At 51.1% G+C, this 18,171-nt stretch carries 21 protein-coding genes, 1 rRNA gene and 1 riboswitch; of the genes, 2 read left to right on the top strand and 20 right to left on the bottom strand.

The window, feature by feature from the left end; translation table 11 throughout:
* Positions 1-63: 63 nt before the first annotated feature.
* The 8 genes from HQN87_RS30070 to HQN87_RS30035 form a co-directional block, all read right to left on the bottom strand.
* Complete coding sequence (locus tag HQN87_RS30070) at positions 64-240, bottom strand: small, acid-soluble spore protein, alpha/beta type (protein WP_173140693.1); 177 nt, start codon at positions 238-240, stop codon at positions 64-66.
* Between the two features lie 153 nt (positions 241-393).
* Positions 394-669: a biofilm formation stimulator Veg gene (veg, locus tag HQN87_RS30065; RefSeq protein WP_036696386.1), complete on the bottom strand. Its 276-nt coding sequence runs from the start codon at positions 667-669 to the stop codon at positions 394-396.
* Positions 670-914: 245 nt separating this feature from the next.
* Positions 915-1,823, bottom strand: coding sequence for a sporulation peptidase YabG (gene yabG, locus HQN87_RS30060; protein WP_173140691.1), 909 nt, complete (start codon positions 1,821-1,823; stop codon positions 915-917).
* Positions 1,824-1,897: 74 nt separating this feature from the next.
* Positions 1,898-2,782, bottom strand: coding sequence for a 16S rRNA (adenine(1518)-N(6)/adenine(1519)-N(6))-dimethyltransferase RsmA (gene rsmA, locus HQN87_RS30055; protein WP_173140689.1), 885 nt, complete (start codon positions 2,780-2,782; stop codon positions 1,898-1,900).
* Positions 2,779-3,330, bottom strand: a complete 552-nt coding sequence (rnmV, locus tag HQN87_RS30050; RefSeq protein ID WP_173140687.1) for a ribonuclease M5 — start codon at positions 3,328-3,330, stop codon at positions 2,779-2,781. Before rnmV ends, rsmA begins: the two co-directional genes overlap by 4 nt.
* A 161-nt stretch (positions 3,331-3,491) precedes the next feature.
* Positions 3,492-4,655: a resuscitation-promoting factor gene (locus tag HQN87_RS30045; protein ID WP_173140685.1), complete on the bottom strand. Its 1,164-nt coding sequence runs from the start codon at positions 4,653-4,655 to the stop codon at positions 3,492-3,494.
* Between the two features lie 286 nt (positions 4,656-4,941).
* Positions 4,942-5,169: riboswitch (cyclic di-AMP (ydaO/yuaA leader) on the bottom strand.
* 198 nt (positions 5,170-5,367) lie between these two features.
* Positions 5,368-6,138: a TatD family hydrolase gene (locus HQN87_RS30040; protein ID WP_173140683.1), complete on the bottom strand. Its 771-nt coding sequence runs from the start codon at positions 6,136-6,138 to the stop codon at positions 5,368-5,370.
* Between the two features lie 53 nt (positions 6,139-6,191).
* A complete protein-coding gene (locus HQN87_RS30035; RefSeq protein WP_173140681.1) occupies positions 6,192-7,475 on the bottom strand; it encodes an HD domain-containing protein in 1,284 nt (427 codons plus the stop codon).
* 274 nt (positions 7,476-7,749) lie between these two features.
* Between HQN87_RS30035 and HQN87_RS30030 the strand changes: the two genes are divergently transcribed.
* Complete coding sequence (locus tag HQN87_RS30030; RefSeq protein ID WP_019914502.1) at positions 7,750-8,004, top strand: AbrB/MazE/SpoVT family DNA-binding domain-containing protein; 255 nt, start codon at positions 7,750-7,752, stop codon at positions 8,002-8,004.
* 731 nt (positions 8,005-8,735) lie between these two features.
* Here the strand turns inward: HQN87_RS30030 and rsmI are convergent.
* From rsmI to HQN87_RS29980, 10 genes are all read right to left on the bottom strand, one after another.
* Positions 8,736-9,641, bottom strand: a complete 906-nt coding sequence (gene rsmI, locus HQN87_RS30025) for a 16S rRNA (cytidine(1402)-2'-O)-methyltransferase (RefSeq protein WP_246553196.1) — start codon at positions 9,639-9,641, stop codon at positions 8,736-8,738.
* Complete coding sequence (locus HQN87_RS30020; protein ID WP_173140679.1) at positions 9,638-10,414, bottom strand: tRNA1(Val) (adenine(37)-N6)-methyltransferase; 777 nt, start codon at positions 10,412-10,414, stop codon at positions 9,638-9,640. The genes rsmI and HQN87_RS30020 overlap by 4 nt, the downstream gene beginning before the upstream one ends.
* Positions 10,415-10,547: 133 nt before the next feature.
* Positions 10,548-10,910: a DNA replication initiation control protein YabA gene (gene yabA / locus HQN87_RS30015; RefSeq protein WP_042209904.1), complete on the bottom strand. Its 363-nt coding sequence runs from the start codon at positions 10,908-10,910 to the stop codon at positions 10,548-10,550.
* Positions 10,911-10,941: 31 nt separating this feature from the next.
* Positions 10,942-11,742: a PSP1 domain-containing protein gene (locus HQN87_RS30010; protein ID WP_039305726.1), complete on the bottom strand. Its 801-nt coding sequence runs from the start codon at positions 11,740-11,742 to the stop codon at positions 10,942-10,944.
* Between the two features lie 148 nt (positions 11,743-11,890).
* A complete protein-coding gene (gene holB / locus HQN87_RS30005; protein ID WP_173140677.1) occupies positions 11,891-12,865 on the bottom strand; it encodes a DNA polymerase III subunit delta' in 975 nt (324 codons plus the stop codon).
* A 17-nt stretch (positions 12,866-12,882) separates the two neighbouring features.
* Positions 12,883-13,326: a YaaR family protein gene (locus tag HQN87_RS30000; protein WP_173140675.1), complete on the bottom strand. Its 444-nt coding sequence runs from the start codon at positions 13,324-13,326 to the stop codon at positions 12,883-12,885.
* A 38-nt stretch (positions 13,327-13,364) separates the two neighbouring features.
* Complete coding sequence (darA, locus tag HQN87_RS29995; protein WP_036723983.1) at positions 13,365-13,694, bottom strand: cyclic di-AMP receptor DarA; 330 nt, start codon at positions 13,692-13,694, stop codon at positions 13,365-13,367.
* A 111-nt stretch (positions 13,695-13,805) separates the two neighbouring features.
* Positions 13,806-14,447, bottom strand: a complete 642-nt coding sequence (gene tmk / locus HQN87_RS29990) for a dTMP kinase (protein WP_173140673.1) — start codon at positions 14,445-14,447, stop codon at positions 13,806-13,808.
* The gene (locus HQN87_RS29985) at positions 14,448-16,145 is read right to left on the bottom strand and encodes an aminotransferase class I/II-fold pyridoxal phosphate-dependent enzyme (protein ID WP_173140671.1); all 1,698 of its coding nucleotides are present in this window, start codon (positions 16,143-16,145) and stop codon (positions 14,448-14,450) included.
* Between the two features lie 220 nt (positions 16,146-16,365).
* Entirely contained in the window at positions 16,366-16,551 is a 186-nt protein-coding gene (locus HQN87_RS29980) for a sigma factor G inhibitor Gin (RefSeq protein ID WP_173140669.1), read from the bottom strand.
* 210 nt (positions 16,552-16,761) lie between these two features.
* On the opposite strand from HQN87_RS29980, the gene HQN87_RS29975 reads away from it, so the two are divergent.
* Complete coding sequence (locus tag HQN87_RS29975) at positions 16,762-17,286, top strand: hypothetical protein (protein WP_173140667.1); 525 nt, start codon at positions 16,762-16,764, stop codon at positions 17,284-17,286.
* Between the two features lie 81 nt (positions 17,287-17,367).
* On the opposite strand, the gene HQN87_RS29970 is transcribed toward HQN87_RS29975, so the two are convergent.
* Positions 17,368-17,796, bottom strand: coding sequence for a hypothetical protein (locus tag HQN87_RS29970; RefSeq protein ID WP_173140665.1), 429 nt, complete (start codon positions 17,794-17,796; stop codon positions 17,368-17,370).
* Between the two features lie 260 nt (positions 17,797-18,056).
* Positions 18,057-18,171 (bottom strand): 5S ribosomal RNA (gene rrf / locus HQN87_RS29965); the annotation flags it as partial.

The raw sequence follows: 18,171 nt of genomic DNA, 5'->3' as shown, positions 1-18,171 counted from the left end.
TCAGAAAAAGGTACCGCCAGCAGGCGATACCCGGTACGGCGCCGACATGGGCGCCTTAAGCTATTACGATTTGCGCGCAGCCTGTTCCGCCAACTGAATGGCCCGCTTGACCATATTTCCGGCATCGACCGCCCGGATTCCGCCCCAGCCCTCCTGCTCTACTGTTTCGTAGAACCCAAGCTCCTTAGCCAGCTCCGTCTTCAATTCCTCAGACATCATGCTACGTCTTCTGCGGCTCATTACGGATTCCTCCCTTTATGCTATTGGATGATAAACGTACTGCCTATGTAGTATGCGGCCAAGGGGCAGGTGTCATGCAGAGGATTTCAGAAGCGCAGCAAATATTACTGGAATGCAAAAAACAGCCCCCCAGCAGGGAGACTGTCCGTGACGCTAAGCTTTGATATACATAATCCGCATCTGCCCATCGTCTTCGGTAACTGTGATTTCCACAGATTCAGTAAGTATATCGGCATAGCTATAGGAGACTCGCTTGAAGGTCTGCTGCTCCTGATCAAGTTTGACAATAAATACAGAAGGGTACGTTTCTTCCAGGACACCGGTGCGTTCAACAGTCTTGCGACGGCCACCGTTAGCCCGCAACGTGATCTTATGACCGACGTGAGCTTCGAGACTGCGTTTAATTTCCAACAGCGCATTATTAGCCATTCCTGACGGACCACCTCTTTCCTTGTCCATTATACAACCTTATTGAACCATTGTCAAATTAAATAAATAATTATAGATGATGACAAAAAAGTTGTCAACGGAATTTTTTTAGAGGCTGGAAGTCCCGGCTTAAGCACCTTGTTAGCGGTAATCATGTGACACCTATACATTCTTAGCTTCAAGCAAAAACAGGGTAAGCACGAGTGCTTACCCTGTTCGCCCGCCTGTTTGCTCCCTGCTTCAGTTTACAGCACCGAGGGTGCTACCTTCAGTGTAGCAAGATTCTGCAGCTGAGGCATTCCGATGCGGAAGCTGCCGCGTGTCTCAATTCCGCCCATCCCCTGATTACCGCTGATCGTATGGCTAAGGGTATCGCTTAAGTTCACCGTATCCCGGATGGAGGTGAATGAGGCCTTGGCAGCCACATACACCGGGTCCAGAGCATGAATGAGGATGCGGCCCGGCGAGCTGGCGAAGTTGGCCCCTGTCCCGAGGAGTGCCTCGAAGTGCGACTGGCAGGCTCCGGCTACAATCGTCAGGGCATCGAAATTCCGCTCATATTCACGGGCTACCCGGATGGCTGCAACGAAATTCTGTGAGTTTTTATAGCTGCTCAGACTATACAGATCATAGTTCTGCTGTTGCTTAAGTACTCCATCATGGCCGGTAATCACTACGATATCGGGACGTACACTGGGCAGCAGACGGTACAGCGTCTCCGCCATTTTGGATTCATGGACATGATGCCCCTCCGCCGGTATGCGCAGCTGCTCGTAGAGACTCAGGCTCTTCTTCAGATAGAGCGCATCTCCATCCAGATGCAGCACTTTACCCGGCACTTCAAAATAAGCCGCTTCCTTGGGAGATTGGCCCCAGGTCCCGGTGGACCCGGATACACTCTCTCCACTGCGCTGGCTCTGCTCCTGCCGGTCTCTGCGCAGCCAGGTTAATGACTCTGTTGCTTTGATCTGCGCGCGCTGACCCCGCTCGGTAACCTGTGTAGGCGGTACCTGCACCAGATCATCCAGCGGAGAATCCGCCAGCAGACGGAACTCCGTCCCTTTGATAACAGCTCTATTCTGCAATATATTGTCTACCCGGAAGGTCACATCGCCGCCATAGGATTTACGAATGACCAAGTCTCCTAGATTCATTACAACACCACCTCTACCCCATGTTATGGGCAAAGGCCCCGGTTGGTTCATCCAGCCGGAGGGATTATTGTATTCTATTCGATCCCGGCCGCCAGAAGAACCGCACTGAGCCGCGCATATTCCTCAATGCTAAGCGTCTCCCCGCGGCGGGAGGGTTCGATACCCGCTTCAGCGAGCAGCGCCTCCAGACGCTCACGCCCTTCCTCCGGGAAGAAGCGGGCTTTGAGATTATTGGCAATCGTCTTGCGCCGCTGGGTGAAGGAGGCCTGAACGACACCGAAGAAATGCTTCTCGTCGGCGACCTCCACCGGAGGACGTTCTCTGACCTTCAGGCGGATAACGGCAGACTCCACATTCGGCTGCGGGATGAACACCGTGCGCGGCACCATACAGACCAGCTCAGGCTCGCTGTAATACTGGACGGCAATACTCAGACTCCCGTATTCCTTGCCGCCCGGAGACGCTGCCATACGTTCGGCAACCTCCTTCTGGATCATGACCACGATGTTATCAAGCGGCAGCTTCTCTTCCAGCAGCTTCATGAGAATAGGTGTTGTCACATAATACGGCAGGTTAGCTACTACGCTGACCCGGTCCATACCCGCGAAATCCTCAGCGAACAGCTCCTGCAGATTCACCTTCAGCACATCGTCATTGCGGATCTTCACATGGGAATAGGGCGATAGCACATCCCTGAGGATAGGGATCAGTCTGCGGTCAATCTCCACCGCAGTGACTGCTCCGGCCGTCATTGCCAGCCGTTCCGTCAATGCACCGATACCCGGGCCAATCTCAAGGGCACCAGCCGTACTGTCGAGACCGGCTGCATCCACTATTTTGTCCAGAATATTCTGATCAATCAGAAAGTTCTGGCCCAGGCTTTTTTTGAAGGAAAATTTGTAACGCTGAATTATCGCTTTGGTTCTTGTTGGGGATGAGATATTCTCATTGCCGCTCATGAAGTGATGCCTCCCTGATCAATTTGGGCGAGAGCCCGCGTGAACTCTTCGTGTGTAATGCCGAACATCGCCAGACGTTTGTACAGCTGCTTGCCATTGCAATAACCGATACCGAGCAGGTTGCCAAGAAGCATTCTGCGCTCAGCGGCCCGGGGATGCACCATCAGTCCGGCAGCTATAAGCTCGTCCAGCCCGATGATGGCCGGGGCCCCCTCAAAGGAAGTATGCACATGCTCCAGCGCATGGCGTATAGCCTCAGGCGAGGCATTCTCTACGCCAATGTCACCCTTACGGGTAGCATCCTTCTCCGGGATGAACGCATGTTTGCATCCAGGTACCTTGGCAGCGACAATTTTGCGGATTCGCTCTCCGGCATGATCGGGGTCTGTAAGTATGATTACTCCCCTGCGCTCCATGGCTAGTGCAATCTTGGCAATGACCTTGCGGTCCACGGCCGAGCCCCCGGTTTCGATCGTATCTGCCTCCACGGCCCGCTTCACCGCTACGGTATCGCTTTTTCCTTCAACCACAATCAATTCTTTGATCATAAATAATTTTACTCCTTACTTCAGAACGTAAAAAAAAGGGGATTCGCTCCCCTTCTTTTTGGCTAAAGAATGTATAAGTGATGAGCGGAAGCTCTCCTAAGTTTCGTAAGTGCTTCCCCCACTATATCTTATTGACCGCTAATTTGCAAAAGACTTTGCGTTTAGTTCAGCTCCGGCTTCACAGGTCCGATCACGTAGAGTGTCCGCGACTTACGGCCGAAATTACGGGCATGGTTCAGTGAATCGTAATAGACATCCACCTTGTTGCCTTTGATGGCACCGCCGGTATCCTCTGCTCGGCGAAACCCTAATCCCTCAATGTACACCCACCAGCCAATCGGTATAACGTTCGGATCAACTGCTATGGTGCGGCCTTCCGTTACACGTGTGCCCGAGGCCGTACGTGTTCCGATACCCGGTTCTTGTGAAGAATATGCTGTCATGGATACGTTCTTAATCATTCTTTTATACTGGAAATCCACGCCAGCCTTGCTGGTTACATTGCTGGTCTTTGCGCTGACTTTGGTTGATTTGGAGGTTGCTTTAGGTTTGGAGGTTTGTATAGCAGCGACTACAACAGGCTTAGGAAGCGGTTTGGTCCCCACGGCAATTACTTTATCCTTGGTGATCGTCTGCACTTTCTTACCGATCATGCGCATGGATGCCAGCTCACCATCTTGATAGGTCTTCTCGATGTGCTGAATCATTACGCCCGGCTTACCTGCCTGTGCCACTCTTACGGTTCCTTTGGTTAAAGAGGGGTCTGCTGTCTTGATTACCCGGAATGGTAAATTTGTTGCCCGCTGAACCACTTGCTTGTTAATCCGGACAATTTTGATTTCCATGTCGGCAGATACTGCGGTGTCTAACGAAGGGTATATCTTGTCTAAACCTTCCAGGCTGATGCCCAGTTTGCCAATGGCCTGACCAATAGTATCCTCGGTCGTAAATAATGTCTGTGTCTTTCCATCTACGGTAAGAGCGAACTTCTGCGCAGTGTTGATCACAACACGGTCGCCGTCTTTTATTTCATCCCCAAGGCCAATAGATAATTCATCATGCGCCTGCAGCGATATCTGTTTCTTAGCCAGCACATCACCGAGCAGCGTTTCCCGCGTTTCCAGTGTCTGTACCTGTCCGTCTATTACTAGAATAATTTCCTTTTTGCTCTGACCGTGTACGTACAGCAGAATTAACAGTGCGATAACAATAGATACCACACCTGCAAGCACAACTATCCGGGGATTTACCTGCTTCCACCGTAATGCGAAAGACCTGCTGGATGATTGCGAATCATGGGATACTTCTGGTTGGAATACGCCCACTCTCTCCATCCTCCTTACATAGCCCCGTCGTCCAAGTAGTTCAAGGTGACTGTATCACTTCTGACGAAACTAGGTTTGAGATTGCAACAGGATACGCCCGCATTGCTTCAGCGTCTCCTGCTCATGGATCGCCTGCTCGGCATAGTTACTCCGGACAACTGTTATATAACAGTATGCCGGGAACATCCGCATTATTCGCAACAAAAAAAGCCCAAAAAAGAGTTCACAGAGGACTCTTTCGTGGCTTCTCCGGTGTCGAAAACGCGGGAATGTTTATGCACGAGGTTTCCTCTCTTACTTGCGCTTACGGGGTTAGCTGTCGGGTTCGGGCATAAGAGAGACGCCCTATCTCAGGTCACCCGCTCACGGCGGTTGCCCTCAAATTCACCCCAAAGACCACGTAAAGAAATCAAATAAAGTCTGCGGCAATTCTGTGTTGTACTCTCATACGTTCATGCGGCAGAGCATTATTGGTTCCCCCGTTCTCCGTCCGGAGACTCAGCGAGACGATCCATGAAAAAGTGACTGTCACAGTTACAACAGCTCACTGCACTGAAAAGATGATATCCTGTTTTGATACATGTTGTAAAGGACGATTCAACCACGTTTACGTAAAAAAATGATTAAAATATTGTAATATTCAGCCGTTTTTCGATCAAAAAAGTTTAATATATCCGCTATACTTCATTTTTCACCGCTTTTACTCGCATTCTCAGACTATTCCAAATCGTTCCAGTGCGTTCGCGTACGTTATTTCCGCTAATTCCTGTAAATCAATCCCTTTTATTTCCGCAGCAGCCTCTGCTACCAGTCTCACATGAGCGGTCTCATTTCGCTTGCCCCGGAACGGGTGCGGAGTCAAATATGGGGAGTCTGTTTCGATCAATAGCCGGTCCAGCGGAGTCTGGGCAAGCACCTCTTTGGGCACCCTGGCATTCTTGAACGTAATCGGTCCTCCAAAAGAAAGGTGGAACCCGAGATCGAGACACATTTTGGCACTCTCCCAGCTGCCGGAGAAGGAGTGCATTACGCCCCCCACCTCGCCTGCCTTTTCCTCCCGGAGTATACGGATAACATCCTCGTGGGCATCCCGGTTATGGATACAGATCGGCATCTTCAGCTCCCGCGCCAGCCCGATTTGCTTGCGGAATACTTCATGCTGCACATCCTTGGGGGAGGTGTCCCAATAATAATCCAGTCCGATCTCACCGATGGCAACCACCTTGGGGTGACTGCACAGTGAGGCGATCCACTCCAGATCTCCGTCCTTCATAGTGATCGCATCCTGGGGATGCCAGCCGACTGCGGCATAGATATAATCATATTTCTCAGCAAGCTGCATCGTAGTCGGTATCGTTTCCCGGTTAAAGCCAATGTTGATCATTTTGCTGACTCCGGACGCAAGCGCCCTGGCAATAACCTCTTCGCGGTCTTCGTCGAATTGTGGAGCATCCAAATGGGTATGTGTGTCGAATAGCTGCATGACATTACATCCTTTCTGCCTCAGGTTCTATAGGAATTCCAAGCTTTATCTGTTTATTTGGCAAAAATATCGGCGATGGAGCGCGGCAGCTGTGGAAGGGCTTTCTGCAGCCTGTCCTGCGGAAAATACAGATGGTATCTGCCGCGGTGAATCCCGCTGATCGAGCGTACGATATCCGAGACCTCGGAGATTTCCCGCAGCTTGTCATGCCGGTCCAGAAGCAGAATCTGTTTGCTGTCGAAGCCGTCTCCCGGACGGAATACATCATAAGGAAGATCCGTTGGAAAATCAATTTCCAGGTCATAATCGGGACGCAGTCCGGCACCGGCAAAACCGCGGCGGATTTCGTCAATCGTCTCAGTATCCAGATGCTCCATTTCCACATATTTATACAGTTTACGATGAATAAAACGGCTGCACAAGTCGCTCAGGAGTTCATCCTCCTCAAGTGTCCATTGCATAAACGCCGTTTGCATTAATGCCTCATCCAGCAGCAGATACTGCTCAACCGTTACGTCTCCGCGGAACAAATCACTTAAGGGTTCGATCATGAACCGGAAAGTATACTCCTGCTGCACCAGCTCCTTGGCCCTGCGGAGAATCTGACGCAGAATAATCTCGGAGCTGCGGGTTACCGGGTGGAAATACACCTGCCAATACATCTGGTACCGTGACATCAGGTAATCCTCAATGGCATGCATCCCGGATTCTTTCACCACAACCCGGCCGTCATAAGGGCGCAGCATCCGCAGAATCCGGTCAATGTCGATAGTTCCGTAGTTAACCCCTGTATAATACGCATCCCGCAGCAGGTAATCCATCCGGTCCGCATCCAGCGGCCCTGACACCAAATTGACAACGATCTCATGCTCATAGGTTTTGGAGATGACCGAAGCTACTTTGTCAGGGAAGTCTTCAGCTACATCACGCAGAATAGCCGTAATCTCTGTATCCTCCAGAATGATGCGGCAGGTCCAGTCTTCATGATCCATTTCAAAAGCTTCTTCTATAGAATGGGAGAACGGGCCATGCCCCAGATCATGCAGCAGCGCCGCGCAAAGGGTAAGCAGCCGTTCCTCAGGCATCCAGTCTTTGTAGCCGCTCCGTTCAAACTGGGAAATAATCCTCCTGGTAATTTCATATACGCCCAAAGAATGGGAGAATCGGCTATGCTCTGCTCCATGAAAGGTTAAATAAGAGGTGCCAAGCTGCCGGATGCGTCGCAGGCGCTGGAATTCCCTGGTATTAATCAGCCTCCAGATAATTGTGTCCTGCACGTGAATGTAATTGTGAACCGGGTCCTTAAATACCTTCTCTTCTGACAGAGGTTGCTTCATGAGCTCATCTCCTTTTCTTGTTTTATAATGCATTTTGTCACTCTTTGTCGAATATTAGCGATTAAAGTACTGACAAATCGACAAATAACTTAATAAGATTTTTGAAGCGATTTCCCTGATTGATAGCGGAATAAATGTTGTCTGAAAAGATTTCTTAAAATTAGCCACAAAAAAGGTTGACTGTTTTGGGAATGGTTGGTATTATAAATATCATAAAACAGTGAAGAATGTCGAATAATGACGCTTTTGAACATTGAGAGGAGCAACGATTGTAATGATGAAATCAACAGGAATTGTACGTAAGGTAGATGAGCTTGGACGGGTCGTTATTCCAATTGAATTGCGTCGCACACTTGGCATTGGAGAAAAAGATGCGCTCGAAATTTACGTGGACGGTGAGCGGATCATGTTGAAAAAATACGAGCCTGCCTGCATTTTCTGCGGCAATGCCGAGAATGTAACTTACTTCAAAGGTAAAATTGTTTGTCATGAATGTATTTCTGCCATCCCTACCCCTGTGACAAACTAAAATAAATAGGGTATAATAGGAATCATCAATTTGTTAATTCTAACCTTTTTATATCTCCTTGGCCTCCCGTTCGCGCGGGAGGTATTTTTTTGTGCGATTTACCCTCCCAAACCCTCCCTACAGGGAGGGCCCCAAGGGCCCCGGCCCTCTGGACACCCGGAAGCTTGGTGAATCTCTGCAGCTGGGGCGGAAGGAAGCAGGGTTCGGCGGCGGACCGGCCCTTCTCGGACTCCCTGAAGGAGCGTCCTCAGGGCCTTGTCATGCGAGGGACTCCGCCATTGGCAGGTTGCCAATGGCGGCTGCGCGGCTGCCCTCCCGGGTAACGCCGGAGCGTAGAGCGCTCTCCCTGCGGGAATCGCTTTACGTTAGAGCGGGTTAGTGACTTTTGAGCGTGCTGGTTACTGGCTGTTGTGTTTCTTTTGTGCTGAGACACGCTCTCCCTGCGGGAATCGCTTTACGTTAGAGCGGGTTCGTGACTCGGGCGCTCAGAAAGGTGCATAAACTGGGTAATTGTTGTTGGAAAATTTGGATAATTGTATTCTGTGCAGTTATTTAATGCTAAAACATCCGCCTGATCATTCTAATTGTATTACATACACTTATATACATATAAATCCTATAAAACAGCCATTTTCCATATAAATAAATGTATAAACTACATTTAAACCTAATATAAGGAATAATTCAATCCATATAAGTGTACTGAATACATTTATTTTTTGGCTAGCCGCTTACTCCCGCTCCAGCAAAGCGTTATAAATATCACGTTTGGCTAATCCGCGGTCAGATGCTGCTTTTTTCATCGCATCTTTACGCGTCAGGCCTGAATTTTCATAGTGGGTCACATGGTCTTCAACACTCAGCTCACGCCACCAGGACGATTCCGCCAGTTCAGCCTCCTCTTTACTTTCTCCCTCAAGCACGATCACATATTCACCAAGCGGGGGATGCTCCTCCAGCCAGGCACAGCATTCTTCAATCGTTCCGCGCAGAAACTCTTCATACCGTTTCGTCAGCTCACGGGCCAGCGTGACCCGGCGGTTGCCGAAGGCCTCCTGCAGATGAACCAGCGTCTTGGCAACACGGTGCGGTGACTCATAGAAGAGCAGCGTGCCCTGCGCGAAGCGGAGTGGCGCTAAGACCGCTCGTATATCCTTACGTTCTCTGGGCAGGAATCCCATAAACGTAAAGCTCCCAGTAGGCAAGCCGGAGGCAATCAAAGCGGACAGCGCCGCATTCGCCCCAGGAATCGGAATGACCGGAATTTGATGGCTTACAGCCAGCGCTACCAGATCAGCACCAGGGTCGGAAATGGCCGGCAGACCGGCATCGCTGACCAGCGCCAGATTTTTACCTTCTATTATATAGCGTATCAGTTCAGGCCCGCTCGCCGCCTTATTATGCTCATGGTAACTGAACAGCATCGAGGGTGTAATTTCAAAATGGCTCAGTAATTTACGCGTCTGTCTCGTATCCTCTGCGGCAATAATATCGCATTCCTTAAGCGTACGTACCGCACGGTACGTCATATCCTCCAGGTTGCCGATGGGGGTAGCCACCAGGTACAGACTTCCGCATCCTTCCGGCTTCGCTCCGTCATTGTTATTTTGAAAGCTGCTTTGGCATTGTATTGTCATTGGCTGGTATCCTCTTTATTTCCGTAATAGATATCCATAATCTCAGGGCAGTATTGATTGTCCTCATTATATACGATTAAAGGGGGTTGTAAACGCACCTCCGCCTTCCCGTCCCGCGCTGCCTCAATCAACACCATGTTGGCCTCCAGATGGGCACGGGGATGGACAAAGCGGATCAGCTTCGGCTCCAGCCGGTGCTTACGCATCAGACTGATGATATCCACCAGACGCTGCGGCTTATGTACCATACTAACCTTGCCTCCGGTACGGACAAGCCGGACACAGGCCTGGATGACCTCCTCCAGCGTGCAGCCGATTTCATGACGGGCCATAGCCTGATGGGAGTTCAGCTTCAGATCGCTCCCGTTAAGCGGCATATAAGGGGGATTAACGGTTATAGCATCGTATACGCCATAGCCTGCAGTGTGATGCAGCTCCCGCAGATCGCCCTCATGAATCTGTACCCGCTCCTCCAGCCCGTTAAGCGACACACTGCGCCGGGCCATGTCAGCCAGACGGGGCTGAATCTCGATGCCTTCAATAGAAGCCTTCGTCCGTGTAGTCAGCAGCATGGGGATGACCCCGTTGCCCGTACACAGATCAAGCACTCTGCCGCGCGGCGGTACACTGGCGAACCGTGCCAGCAGCACGGCATCCATCGAGAAGCTGAATACTTCATCACTTTGAATAATTCTCAGATCATGGGTCAACAGATCATCAATCCGTTCCGCTCCATGTAAGGGCACCGGTGTATCATTATATGAATGGGTCATTGTATTCTCCTAAAAGTTTTGTTGAGCCTATGCTTCAATCTGAACGTCCTTCGAAACAAAACTTGCTCCGGAAGCATAGCCTTCTCTACATTCAAAAAAACCGTAGGCGACAATCTCCTACGGCTGGATATCCTCATTTATTAAGAAAAGAAAGGCAGAACAGACAATCGCCTTCCGTCCGTAAATGCCCAAAGTAGACATTACAGATGTGAAAGCCTTCGTGATACAGCCGGGCCAGATTATCATAGCCTTCCCCGACGACCTCTTCCTTCCCTTCGGCAGCAAGTATTGCCTCCGCCTCCGCAGAAAGCGCGGCCTTATCCAAAGGTGCTTCCCTTTTCAATATTATTCGCAGCTGCTCGTTCTCCAAACTAAGCTTCTGATTGGCTTCCATCAGCTCTTTGACCGTCTGTTTCCAATCTCCCAGTGTGGTGCGCATCTCATCCATCTGCGCTTCCATCTCCTGCATGTGTGCAAATATATTTTTCTTCTCCAAGTTTCCACCCCGAAAGTAACCTTATAATGGTTTACTTGACGACAACATCATCCATTGGAAGTTCTTTAACTTTGCCCACTTCAAACAGCTGCACATGGACCGTGCGGCTTCCGGCATTGATACCCACTACTTTGCCGTCACCCAGTGAGGTTACGACGATTTTGCCTACTGCCGGCATTTCTTCCTTCGTGCTCTCATAATTATCATGCTCAAATTTCAGACAACACATGAGTCTTCCGCACAATCCCGAGATCTTGGTCGGATTCAGCGAGAGGTTCTGGTCCTTGGCCATCTTGATCGACACCGGCTCGAAATCGCCCAGCCAGGAGGAGCAGCAGAGTACACGCCCGCAAGGTCCAAGCCCTCCCAGCATCTTGGCCTCATCACGAACCCCAATCTGCCGCAGCTCAATACGTGTACGGAAGATACTCGCCAGATCCTTAACCAGCTCGCGGAAATCCACGCGGCCCTCAGCCGTGAAATAAAAAATGATCTTGTTGCGGTCAAACGTAAACTCCACATCGACCAGCTTCATTTTGAGGCCATGATCGCGGATTTTATTTAAACAGGTGGTAAAAGCATCCTTAGCTGCACCTTTGTTCTCTTCCACCACACGCGCGTCGGTTTCACCGGCAATACGCATGACTTTCTTGAGCGGCAGTACAACATCTGCTTCCTGCACCTCTTTTTTGCCTACGACAACCTTACCGTATTCGACCCCTCTTGCTGTCTCGACAATAACGCATTGATCGCGTTCAATCGGGAAATCAAGTGGATCAAAATAATATATTTTACCCGCTTTTTTGAAGCGGACACCTACTACGCTGTACAAAAATTAACCCCCTTGTTTGACGGTAAAAGGAACCCTTAAGCAAGACTGCTTCCCTAATGATTCATGCTTGTCCTTCCTCGTCCGCTAAACCCGTACTTCCAGGCGCTAAGGATGTATCCGGAGGATGTATCATAAATAACCCGAACCTTTAGCTTTCCAGTCGGATTAAGAACTGCTCCAGACAAAGCTGGGCATTGGCATTGGAACGAAGCTTCCGCTTGCTCTCCGCCGCGAATTCCATGTAAGCCACCCATTGTTCCGTACTCCGCTGACGGGCAGCCTTGGAAATAAAGTCTAACTGATCTATGAAAACGATACTTTCGTGCTTTCGGTACAGGAAGTACAGCATATCTTTGAACCATAAGTGGAACATGCTGAAGAGAATATCCAAATGTTCACCAAGTCCTGTCTTGAACAGCTTGGGTCCTGCGGTTGCCACCGCGGAGCTGCCCTTGCCCAGAGACTCCTTCGCTAATTGTAACACTAGATTTCTCATTTCTGCAAACCAATTCTGTGCCAAAAGTTCCCTGCAGCCGTCAAGACCGGCAGTCAGTGATACTGCACACCGCGCCAGCGGCACCGGAACTCCTTCTCCGGACAACGCCTGAAGCATAATATCCGGATGCAGCGGGCTGAACGGAATGCGCTGGGTTCTGGACTGAATCGTCGGAAGCAGGGAGCTGCTGTTATCCGAAATGAGAATACCTACCGCCGGGGCTGGCGGCTCCTCCAGGAATTTCAGCAGACTATTGGCGGCTTGCACCGTCATTTTGTCCGCTCCTTCTATAATATAAACCTTCGGGTTAATCCCTTCCGAGCGGTAGGAAAAAACACGCTGAAGTTCACGAATCTGGTCGATCTTGATACTCGCCCCATCGGGACGCAGTAATGTCAAATCAGGATGATTGCCATGCTGCACCTTGCGGCATTCCAGGCACTCCCCGCAGGCATCATCCTGGCTCGTCGTGCAGAATATCGCTTGAGCGAACGTCAACGCCATCTTCACCTGCCCGCTGCCTGCCGGCCCGGTGAATAGATAGGCATGGCTTACAGCATCCTTACGCAGGGCATTCTGAAGCAGCCGCTTGGCATCCTCCTGGCCTAATAGTTCATGAAAAGACATATGTTCCTCCAAGTTTGTCAGAAAGAAAGATTAATCAGCAGCCCGCGGATCTCTCCAACCCGTCCCAGGAGATCAATCCGTCCCTGCTCACTGTCCAGCAAATCATCGGCCATGTTCAGCAGCGCGGCATCAATCTCATCCAGCAGCTTGTAGCGTTTGCCGCGGCCCCGCCGGTCCCAGCCTTTGGTATCCTTCAGGATCACTCCACGGCGTGCTGTCTCCTCCAGGAACCGCTTGATCATGTTGCGGTAGATTGACAGTTCGCGTACAGTCATGGATTTGGAGAGCCGGTCGCCCTGCTGCTGGATATCTTTGATCTGGCGGTTCAGCTCATCTATGGTTTTCTGCTGGCTTTGCTGTTGAAATACATCGGTGAAGTTTTTTTGCTCAACGGGCCGTCTCTCAGCATCCGTGGGCAATAATTCACTTTTTAAGGGCCTGTAGCCCGGATTGATCTTCAAGGATATCTACCGCCTCAATAGTGTATTGCTCATTATGCTCAATAATGCTCGAAACGATCGACGGGAAGTACGAATACAGTAGCTCCGCCAACCTGCACTTCTACAGGAAGCGGCAAATAGGAATCAGTCGTACCGCTCATAGGCGTTACAGGAGTGACCAGTTGCTCGCGCACTTTGCAGCTGTTGCGGATTACACTAAGTACCGCATCCACCTGAATATCATCTACCCCGATCAGAAAGGTAGTGTTGCCTGCACGGAGAAACCCGCCTGTACTTGCCAGCTTGGTTGCGCGGAAATTAGCTTTCACCAGTTCACTGGATAGCCGGTTGCTGTCTTTATCCTGGATAATTGCAATGATCAAATTCATCTTCGTATCCCCTCCTGCATGGTTTGTGATCACAGAGCATCTGTCAGCAGCTAACCCGCTGAAGATCTGTGTTTAATCATTATACCTCTATTGTTTATTAGACAAAACATCTTAGAAATCCTTTAATATCCTGTCCTTCAGTACAGATACAATGTCCTGCTCTACCATATGGATGGGACGGCCCGCATCAAGGACTACAATCCGCTGCGGATCAGAGTCCACCACTAGCTTATAGCCCGCCTGTACCTTCTGATGAAATTCAAGGTTCTCCAGATCCAGCCGGTTCACTTCCCTGCCCTGATTGGCAGCGATCCGGGACAGGCCCACCTCGGGATCTACATCCAGATAGAAGGTAAGATCCGGCATTCTTCCGCCAGTCGCAAACCGGTTAATTCCCCACACCTCTTCAATACCCAGCCCTCTTGCATACCCCTGGTAGACCAGACTGCTATCTACAAAACGGTCGCAGAGTACGGTAATCCCCTCCTGCAATGCAGGCTCGACCACCTCGGCCAGATGCTGGCTTCTTGCTGCCGCGTATAACAGTGCTTCTGTCCGCGCATCCATAGCCGTATGCGCCGGGTCCAGAATAATAGAGCGGATCTTCTCGGCGATATCAACCCCGCCTGGTTCGCGGGTGATCAGATAAGGCATGGAATGATTCTGCAGATAGGCTGCAACTCTGCCGAGTACAGTTGTTTTACCGGAGCCGTCGCCTCCTTCCAGAGTAATGAAGAAACCTTCTCGCTTCACTTATACTTCTCCGCCCTTCTGAATGTTGTATACCTTAATCTGCTGTAAGGCGGGATCGGCACAGGCCTGGAATTTAGCCCCGCCTTCGCGGAGACGGACCAGCCTGCCGCATACGGACTCTGTAATTAACTCACCAGGGTACAGCAGCGGGATGCCCGGCGGATACGGAATGACCATCTCTGCCGCCATCCTGCCTGTACTTGCCTCAAGTGCTATACTCTCTGTCTCACTAGCTGCAACCGGCTTCGTAGAGAACGCAACCGGAGCCGATATCAGCGGGAGTTCAGGAATGTTCCACGTGGAATTATTGCCGGAAGAGGATAGAATCCCCTTACTGCTGTTATTATATGATGCGCCCAGTAATGCGGTCCCTATGCCGGAGAATGATGAATCTCCGGCATAGGGGGCAGCGCTTGTTGCAGCATCTGAGACGGCTTCGGTGCCGCTTATCTGCGGCAACCCGCTGGAGGTCTGCGCTGCAATGTCCCGCAGCGCCTCCAGCAGCAGGGCTGCATCCTCTGCCTTCGAGCCGAGGCTGAAGGCCAGGACCACGTGCCGGTCGTCGCTCATCTCCGGCACGATCCCCCTCTCTTCGAGCCTGCGCTGCAGCTCGAAGCCCCCCAGGACCCCGGCGGCGTCATAAATGACCGCCTTGAAGGGGTCCTGGGTCTCGTACGCCGCCCCGCACAGCGGCGGCGTAACTTCCCCTGCGGCGCCAGCATCGCCGCAGAGAGGCTGCAGCGGCCCCGCCGGCTGCAGCAGCCCGAAGCGCGGCAGCGAAGCCAGGCCGCGCCGCAGGACATCCACGGCGGCGAGCCCCGCCGTGAAGGCACCGGCGCCCTGGCTGTGCAGCAGGCGCCGGGCCAGATCGAGCGAAGCCATCACGGGGTAGGATGGGCTGGAGCTCTGCACCATGGCCAGGCGCTGCCGCAGCAGCGCGCGGTCCAGCCATGGCCCTTGCACATGCAGCATGGCGCCCATCGTCAGCGCCGTCAGCATCTTATGCGTGGACTGCACCACGCCGTCCGCGCCCCCGGCAAGCGCCCCGGCCGGAAGCGCCGGGTGCTGCCCGTAATGCGCCCCGTGCGCCTCATCCACCAGCAGCGGTACGCCGCTGCTGTGACAGGCCCGTGCCAGGGGCGCAAGGTCACTGCCCATGCCGTAGTAATTCGGCATAGTAACCAGGACTCCGGCAGCCTCAGGGTAAGCTGCCAGGGCAGCCTGCACCGTCTCAGGAGACGGTGCAACCGCAAGACCGCTGCCCAGATCAATCTGGGGCTCCAGGAACACCGCACGTGCTCCTGCCAGCATTAGTCCGTGAATGACAGACTTGTGGACATTGCGCTGCAGAATGAGCAGCCTCCCGGGTTCAGGACAGACTGTCAGGATCAGAGCCAGATTGCCGGCTGTACTGCCGCCCACCAGCATATAACTCTCCTCCGCGCCGTAACAATCCGCTGCCAGCTCCTGCGCTTCCCGTATCACCCCTTCAGGATGATGAAGATCATCCGTCCCGGTAATTTCCGTCACATCATAACGCATCACTTCCGTGAGATAACCGGCACTGTCTGCACCCGTTGTCCTCCGGTAAGCCTCACCGTTCTTGTGACCCGGCACATGATAAGATATATTACCCTTATGTCTATATTGTTCCAGCATTTCGTATACAGGTGCCCTGCCAGGCTGTAGCTTGTCCATTTGTTCTTCCTTCCCTGGGGGTTACCTTCTATTTTAACGCAAATACACCCAAACGCCTATTACTTCCGCGCAAAGTATTACCGAAACAATAAAACGGCTCCCCTCACCCGGTCAGGGCGGAGAAGCCGTTAAAAGGAACCTTTAATTTGCAGCCAACGCGACACAGATCCACCGCCCGCTCTTTATATGCTTTCTGGTAACATTTCCTGCACTTCCTGCATCAAGCATTCTTCTGCAGATTGATCTTCTTCATGCGGCCAATGAAAAAGCGGTACTTGGCATCTTCCGCTTCAGTACGCACCATCTCACTCTCACAATCCTCACAGATGAAATGCGAGACAATCACAATGCCTTCTTCCTTTTCTTGCCCGCAGATAATGCAGGCCTGACCCGTTTGCTGTTCCATAATCATCCCACCTTGACTCTTTTAAGATCAGTATGGTACACCTTCTATCATTTTAAACCTTTTCATAGTTTTTTCCTAATCCTTCATAGCCTGAAATATATATATTCGACGAATGCCGATTCGGTGAATCTGATCCCGTTGTTTAACAAAACACAGGAATACGCCGATATTAATAACAAGAGAACTTGGGAGGAGGTCTGAAATTCCTTTATGGAACCAAACACAAAAGGTGCCGCAACATTCTATCAATACAAGCTTATCAAAAAAATTACTATTACAGCATTCCTGCTGCGGGTCTATATTGCCCTTCCCTTTGTATGCCTTGTGCTCGAAAGTATATTCTTGTCCTGGCTAAGTATCCTGTTCATGATCATAGCCGGTCCTGTCATGCTGTGGATTCAATATGTTATCTCACGCTCTGTGCTGCTGATTTCCGGACATCCCATCGCCAAACGCTGGCGAATGTCCCTGCGCCTGCCCTGGCCCGGTTACATGCCTGACCAATACATCAACTATGGCATCTTCCGCTCAGTACAGCTGCATAATCTCTGGATCGGCCTTTGTATTGCCGCACTCTTCATCGTCTGGGCTCCGCCTGCGTTCACTGTATCCTTAGCGATCTGTCACCTGTGGCTGCTGCTGCCCCGCCTTTATACCCTTCTGCGCTTGAACAGAGCCGCCAAAGACGGGATGCTGAGATTCAATGCGGCAGATGCTTCCTATTACGCCCAGTAATCCGGGCAAGCTATACATAGTGCTATGAATGCAGTGATTTCCACACCAAAAAATCGCCATCCATAACCGGACGGCGATTTTTTATCTGTTCTTCAGGCTTTTGGTTGTGACCTTCTTTTCCTTCGGGATCATCACGATGAAATAGTCGTCATGCACAGTTAGATGTACAATAAGCCCTTCCTTCTGAAAAACACGGGAGCTGCCACTATCGTCAGAATCATTAGCATTCTGCTCCTGCTCCTCCCATCCCCACGCCTTGATGGCCTCCAGATAAGGGTCCGGCACGCCTTTCTTTTCTTTCAACCCGGGCAGTGAGTACCGTACATAGTCCATCGCTACGTTTGTCGTTGTCCTGTCGGGAGAGCTTGCTTCTTTGGGGACAGGAAAGTCCTTCTCATTGAGCGCACCGTTAAAAGTATCCCAAGCCGGCTCTTTCGCCCCGCAACCCGCCAGCATTACTCCGACTATACAAAGAATAACTAATATCCACAAAGGTTGAGTTCGCTTCATACCTTAAATCCTCCTTACCTCTACCATGCATCTAAAGACGCAAGAAAATCCTAAATTAGAATTTATACGTAGTTCATTCGTATTAAGGCTTTTGCTTATTAATTGCACTTTTCTATTATACTTGGAACCACCGACTCGTCGGTAACAAAAATGTCACTCGTTTGTAAGCGTTTTTATCTAAATTCACTGCATTTCTTCCCGCTTTTATATAAAAAAGCATACAAAAAAGCTACTGTCGAAAATTCGACAATAGCTCATGTGCTTGGCAACGTCCTACTCTCCCAGGACCCTTCGGTCCAAGTACCATCGGCGCTGGAGGGCTTAACGGTCGTGTTCGGGATGGGTACGCGTGGAACCCCTCCGCTATCGCCACCA

The sequence above is a fragment of the Paenibacillus tritici genome, assembly GCF_013204885.1.
GTDB lineage: Bacteria > Bacillota > Bacilli > Paenibacillales > Paenibacillaceae > Paenibacillus_AQ > Paenibacillus_AQ tritici.
This window is presented reverse-complemented; position numbering and strand designations above follow the sequence as displayed.

Coding starts and splice junctions, on each gene's coding strand:
- HQN87_RS30070 (WP_173140693.1), bottom strand. CDS start 240: ATGAGCCGCAGAAGACGTAGCATGATGTCTGAGGAATTGAAGACGGAG.
- veg (WP_036696386.1), bottom strand. CDS start 669: ATGGCTAATAATGCGCTGTTGGAAATTAAACGCAGTCTCGAAGCTCAC.
- yabG (WP_173140691.1), bottom strand. CDS start 1,823: ATGAATCTAGGAGACTTGGTCATTCGTAAATCCTATGGCGGCGATGTG.
- rsmA (WP_173140689.1), bottom strand. CDS start 2,782: ATGAGCGGCAATGAGAATATCTCATCCCCAACAAGAACCAAAGCGATA.
- rnmV (WP_173140687.1), bottom strand. CDS start 3,330: ATGATCAAAGAATTGATTGTGGTTGAAGGAAAAAGCGATACCGTAGCG.
- HQN87_RS30040 (WP_173140683.1), bottom strand. CDS start 6,138: ATGCAGCTATTCGACACACATACCCATTTGGATGCTCCACAATTCGAC.
- HQN87_RS30035 (WP_173140681.1), bottom strand. CDS start 7,475: ATGAAGCAACCTCTGTCAGAAGAGAAGGTATTTAAGGACCCGGTTCAC.
- HQN87_RS30030 (WP_019914502.1), top strand. CDS start 7,750: ATGATGAAATCAACAGGAATTGTACGTAAGGTAGATGAGCTTGGACGG.
- rsmI (WP_246553196.1), bottom strand. CDS start 9,641: ATGACAATACAATGCCAAAGCAGCTTTCAAAATAACAATGACGGAGCG.
- HQN87_RS30020 (WP_173140679.1), bottom strand. CDS start 10,414: ATGACCCATTCATATAATGATACACCGGTGCCCTTACATGGAGCGGAA.
- holB (WP_173140677.1), bottom strand. CDS start 12,865: ATGTCTTTTCATGAACTATTAGGCCAGGAGGATGCCAAGCGGCTGCTT.
- darA (WP_036723983.1), bottom strand. CDS start 13,694: ATGAATTTGATCATTGCAATTATCCAGGATAAAGACAGCAACCGGCTA.
- HQN87_RS29985 (WP_173140671.1), bottom strand. CDS start 16,145: ATGGACAAGCTACAGCCTGGCAGGGCACCTGTATACGAAATGCTGGAA.
- HQN87_RS29980 (WP_173140669.1), bottom strand. CDS start 16,551: ATGGAACAGCAAACGGGTCAGGCCTGCATTATCTGCGGGCAAGAAAAG.
- HQN87_RS29975 (WP_173140667.1), top strand. CDS start 16,762: ATGGAACCAAACACAAAAGGTGCCGCAACATTCTATCAATACAAGCTT.
- HQN87_RS29970 (WP_173140665.1), bottom strand. CDS start 17,796: ATGAAGCGAACTCAACCTTTGTGGATATTAGTTATTCTTTGTATAGTC.